At 73.3% G+C, this 4,695-nt stretch carries 2 protein-coding genes and 1 pseudogene; 2 read left to right on the top strand and 1 reads right to left on the bottom strand.

The annotated features are described in order from the left end of the window. Positions 1-216: 216 nt before the first annotated feature. Positions 217-2,421: a glycoside hydrolase family 9 protein gene (locus BFF77_RS29745; protein WP_079125610.1), complete on the top strand. Its 2,205-nt coding sequence runs from the start codon at positions 217-219 to the stop codon at positions 2,419-2,421. Between the two features lie 337 nt (positions 2,422-2,758). Further along, positions 2,759-4,219 (top strand): FG-GAP and VCBS repeat-containing protein, encoded by a 1,461-nt coding sequence (locus BFF77_RS29740; protein WP_066956118.1) that lies wholly within the window; start codon positions 2,759-2,761, stop codon positions 4,217-4,219. A 56-nt stretch (positions 4,220-4,275) separates the two neighbouring features. Here BFF77_RS29740 and BFF77_RS29735 read toward each other — a convergent pair. Beyond that, a pseudogene (locus BFF77_RS29735) lies at positions 4,276-4,557 on the bottom strand (permease); the annotation flags it as partial. Between the last annotated feature and the right edge of the window lie 138 nt (positions 4,558-4,695).

Raw genomic sequence — 4,695 nt, 5'->3', positions numbered from 1 at the left:
GGTCCTCGCGTGCGCGGGGCTGGTCCCTCGTCGCCACCGTCGGCCGCGACCTCCACGCCCTGGTCCCCGCGCACGCGGGGCTTCCCGCCTGACCGACCGCCGCGCCGCGCCCCTGCGCAAAGCGTTGACGGCGTGGCATGGGCATGCAAGTCTCCGGATTGGGAGCGCTCCCATCACGTACCGCATCGTGCCCGCACACGAAAGGTGACCATCCCCATGCCTGTGCTCATGCGCCCGTCCCCGTCGTCGCCGTCCGCCCTGCGGCGCGGGCTCGTCGGGGTGCTGTCCGGTGTTCTGGCCGTCGCGGGGCTGACGGCCGGGACCGGCAGCGCCAACGCCGGCACCACCGCCGCACCCCAGACCGCCGTCAAGGCCGCCGCCGCCCTCGCCGTGCAGGTCAATCAGCTCGGCTATCTGCCCGACGGGCCCAAGCGTGCCACCGTCGTCACCACCGCCACCGCCCCCACCGCCTGGGAGTTACGCAGCGCAGCGGGCGCCACCGTCGCCTCCGGCGTCACCACCGCGCGCGGCGGCGACGCCGCGTCCGGCGACTCGACCCACCTCGCCGATTTCTCCTCGTACACCGGTACCGGCAACGGATACACCCTCGTCGTCGACGGAGCGCGCAGCCACCCCTTCGACATCCGCGCCGGGCTCTACAACACCCTCCGCTCCGACGCGATGTCGTTCTTCTACCAGCAGCGCAGCGGCATCGCGATCGACGCGTCGCTCGCCGGCGGCGCCGCGTACGCCCGTCCCGCCGGGCATCTCGGTGTCGCGCCGAACAAGGGCGACACCAGCGTGCCGTGCCAGGCGGGTGTCTGCGACTACAGCCGTGACGTGCGCGGCGGCTGGTACGACGCGGGCGACCACGGCAAGTACGTCGTCAACGGCGGCCTCTCCACCTGGCTGCTCGTCAACTCCTTCGAGCGCGCCGACCGCGCCGGAACGGACGCCGCGCTCGGCGACTCCACCCTCCGCGTCCCCGAGCGCGGCAACGGCGTGCCCGACGTGCTGGACGAGGCCCGCTGGGAGCTGGACTTCCTGATGCGGATGCAGGTCCCGGAGGGCAAACCGCTCGCGGGAACGGCCTTCCACAAGATCCATGACGCCAACTGGACCGGTCTGCCCACCCGCCCCGAACAGGACGACCAGCAGCGCGAACTGCACCGCCCCTCCACCGCCGCCACCCTCAACCTCGCCGCCACCGCCGCCCAGTGCGCCCGCGTCTACGCGCCGTACGACGCCGCCTTCGCCGCCCGCTGCCTCGACTCCGCCCGCCGCGCCTGGACCGCCGCGCGGGCCAACCCGAATCTGATCGCGCCGGACTCCGACGGCAACGGCGGCGGCGCGTACGGCGACGCCACGGTCAGCGACGAGTTCTACTGGGCGGGCGCGGAGCTGTACGCGACGACCGGCGAGGCCGCCTACCGCGACGCCGTCACCGCCTCGCCCTGGCACACCTCGTCCGGCGCCTTCACCTCCTTCGGCTTCGGCTGGGCCGACACCGCCGCCCTCGGCCGTATCGTCCTGGCCACCGTCCCCACCGGCCTGCCCGCCGCCGAGACCACCCGGCTCCGCGCCTCCGTGACCGCCGCCGCCGACGCCCATCTGGCCGCCATGTCCGGCCAGGGGTACGCCGTGCCGCTCCCCTCGACCGCGTACGTCTGGGGCTCCAACGGCCAGGTGGCCAACAACGGCATCGTGCTGGCCGTCGCGTACGGACTGACCGGACAGCAGCGCTACCGCGCCGGCAGCATCGAGTCGCTGGACTATCTGCTCGGCCGCAACACGCTCGGCCAGTCGTACATCAGCGGCTACGGCGAGCAGCCGTCCCGCAACCAGCACCACCGCTTCTGGGCGAACCAGTACGACGCCTCGCTGCCCAACCCGCCCGCCGGGTCCATCGCGGGCGGTCCCAACGCGGCGCTCCAGGACCCGGTCGCGCAGGAGGAGCTGGCCGGCTGCAAGCCCGCCGCCTGCTACATCGACGACATCGGCTCGTACTCGACCAACGAGGTGGCGGTCAACTGGAACGCGCCGCTGGCCTGGCTCACCCAGTTCGCCGCCGAGACGACGGGCGGCGACGGCGGCGACCCGCCGGCCGCCGGCTGCACGGTCACCTACGGGATCGACAGCGCCTGGAACAACGGCTTCACCGCCACCGTCACCGTGAAGAACACCTCCACGGCCCCGGTCGACGGCTGGACGCTGACCTGGACGTACGCGGGCGGCCAGCGCGTGACCAACGCCTGGAACGCCACGGTCACCCAGAGCGGCGCCGCCGTCACCGCCAAGGACGTCGGCTGGAACAAGGCGATCGCCCCGGGCGGCTCGGTGAGCTTCGGCTTCCAGGCCGGCTTCACCGGAAGCAATCCGCGGCCGACCGCCTTCACGCTCAACTCGGCGGCATGCGGCTGACGTCCGGCGGTCGTCCGGCGTCCGTCGGTCGTCCGACGCCTGCCGGTCGTCCGACACCTGCCCGTCGTCCGACGCCTGCCGGTCGTCCGGCGTCCGCCGTCTGACGTCCCTCGTCCGCCGTCGGACACCCGTCGTCCACGGTCCGTGTGTACCTACGCGCCAGCCGGCGCGGCCGGGGAGGAATCCCCGGCCGCGCGACCGGCCGGCGCGCCCCTTCCACGCCGCTGTCCCGTACAACCATTCCGTACAACCATCCCGCCGCACCGCGAGTCTCCACCCGTGCGCACCCACAGGCGCCCGTACGTCATGCCGTGCCAGGTAGGAGACAGAGACCCGCATGCCCAGCACCAGAACGCTTCGCACCACCCTGGCGACAGCCACCGCGACCGCGCTGGCCGCCGGAGCCCTGATCGCCGGAACGGGCAGTGTCTCCGCCGCGCCCTCCGGGCTCCAGGGCGACTTCAACGGCGACGGCTACCGCGACCTCGCGATCGCCGCGGCCATGGGCAAGGTCGGCACCAAGGCGCGCGCCGGGTATGTCGCCGTGGTGTACGGCACCGCCAAGGGACTCGACCCCACCCGCCGTACGATCATCAGCCAGGACAGCGCGGGTGTTCCCGACAGCGCCGAGAAGGACGACGAGTTCGGCCACGCGCTCGCCGCCGCCGACCTCAACCGCGACGGATACAGCGATCTGGCCGTCTCCTCCGCCGAGGAGGACACCTCCGGCGGACAGGCGGCCGGTACGGTCGTCATCGTCTGGGGCGGCGCGAAGGGCCTCAGCGGCGCGACGACCGTACCGAATCCGCAGCCGCTGTACGGCAGTTACTTCGGCGCGAGCATCGCGGCGGCCGACTTCACCGGCGACGGCAAGCCCGATCTCGCGATCGGCGCGCAGGGGGACACCGTTCCGTCCTGGAAGATCCGTCTCGTACGGGGACCGTTCGCCAAGTCCGGCGCCCGCGGCAAGCTGACCACCTACAACTCGCCGGTCGACAGGCCCTCCCTGACGGCGGGCCGGGTCACCAAGGACTCCGCCGCCGATCTTGTCGTCCAGGGCCGGAAGTTCGACAAGGACATCCTGGGCCCGTCCGTCTTCTACAAGGGCGCGAGCACCGGACTGGTCAAGGGCGGCACCCTGCCGGCCGGCACCGACGCGGCCATCGGCGATCTGGACAAGGACGGTTACGGAGACATCGCCATCGGCAACCCGGACGAGCCCGCCGACGAGCCCAGCGGCTCCAAGGGCGGCGAGGTGTCGGTGGTGTACGGCACCGCCTCGGGCCCCAGCGCCACCCGTCGTACGGCTCTCACCGAGAACAGCGCGAACGTGCCGGGCGTCAGTGAGTACGGAGACGGCTTCGGCTCCGCGGTGGCTGTCGGCGACTTCGACAAGGACGGTTACGGCGACCTCGCGGCGGGCGCTTCCGGCCAGTCCTTCGGCGCCGACCCCGACCAGGCGTGGCACGCGGGCGAGGTGATCCTGCTGCGCGGCTCGGCGAAGGGCGTCACCGGCACGGGCGCCCGCGCCCTCACCCAGAACACCCCGGGCGTGCCGGGCACCACGGAGGACGTCGACGCCTTCGGCTCGGTGCTCCTCGCCTCGGACATCAACCGGGACGGCTACGCGGACCTCTCCGTCTCCGCGCTCCAGGAGGACGACGACGCGGGCGCCGTCACCTATCTCCGGGGCGCCCCGGCCGCGTCCTTCCCGGCCACCGGCTCCCTCGTCTTCGGCCCCACCGCCCTCGCGCGCCCGGCGCTCTACAGCGACTTCGGCGGCCACCTGGCCGGCTGAGCCTTGGTGTCGGCCGAGCTCTCACGCGGACCGGGCCCTTCACGCCGAGCGGACCTTGATGCCGGCCGGGCTTTCACTCCGGCCGGGCAGTTCGCGCCCTTGCGGAAGAGGGAGCGCGCCAGCGCGACCGCCGCGTGCGAGCACGACGACGAGGCCACGCCCGGGCCCGCGGCCACGGCGAGCGTACGGGGACGGTCGTCGCCCAGCAGCCGTACGACGGTCGAGCGGCGCACCACCGCCTGTACGACCGCCGAGAGCGCGAAGCCGAGGATCAGCGCCCAGGTGATCTCCCAGGCCATCGATCCCGCGATGGACAGCGCGCGTCCGATCTCCGACATCGTGACGTACCTCCCGAGGTGTCCCGCCATCCTGTCCCCCGGCGGGTGTCCGGCCACGTCAGCGGCCCCGGCGCGCCACGGCCGAGAGGGCGCCCCCGGCCGGCAAGGCGTGGGCGTCGGGGGCGCCCTCTCGGCCGT

It is taken from the genome of Streptomyces lushanensis (assembly GCF_001700515.1).
Taxonomy (GTDB): domain Bacteria; phylum Actinomycetota; class Actinomycetes; order Streptomycetales; family Streptomycetaceae; genus Streptomyces; species Streptomyces lushanensis.
This window is presented reverse-complemented; position numbering and strand designations above follow the sequence as displayed.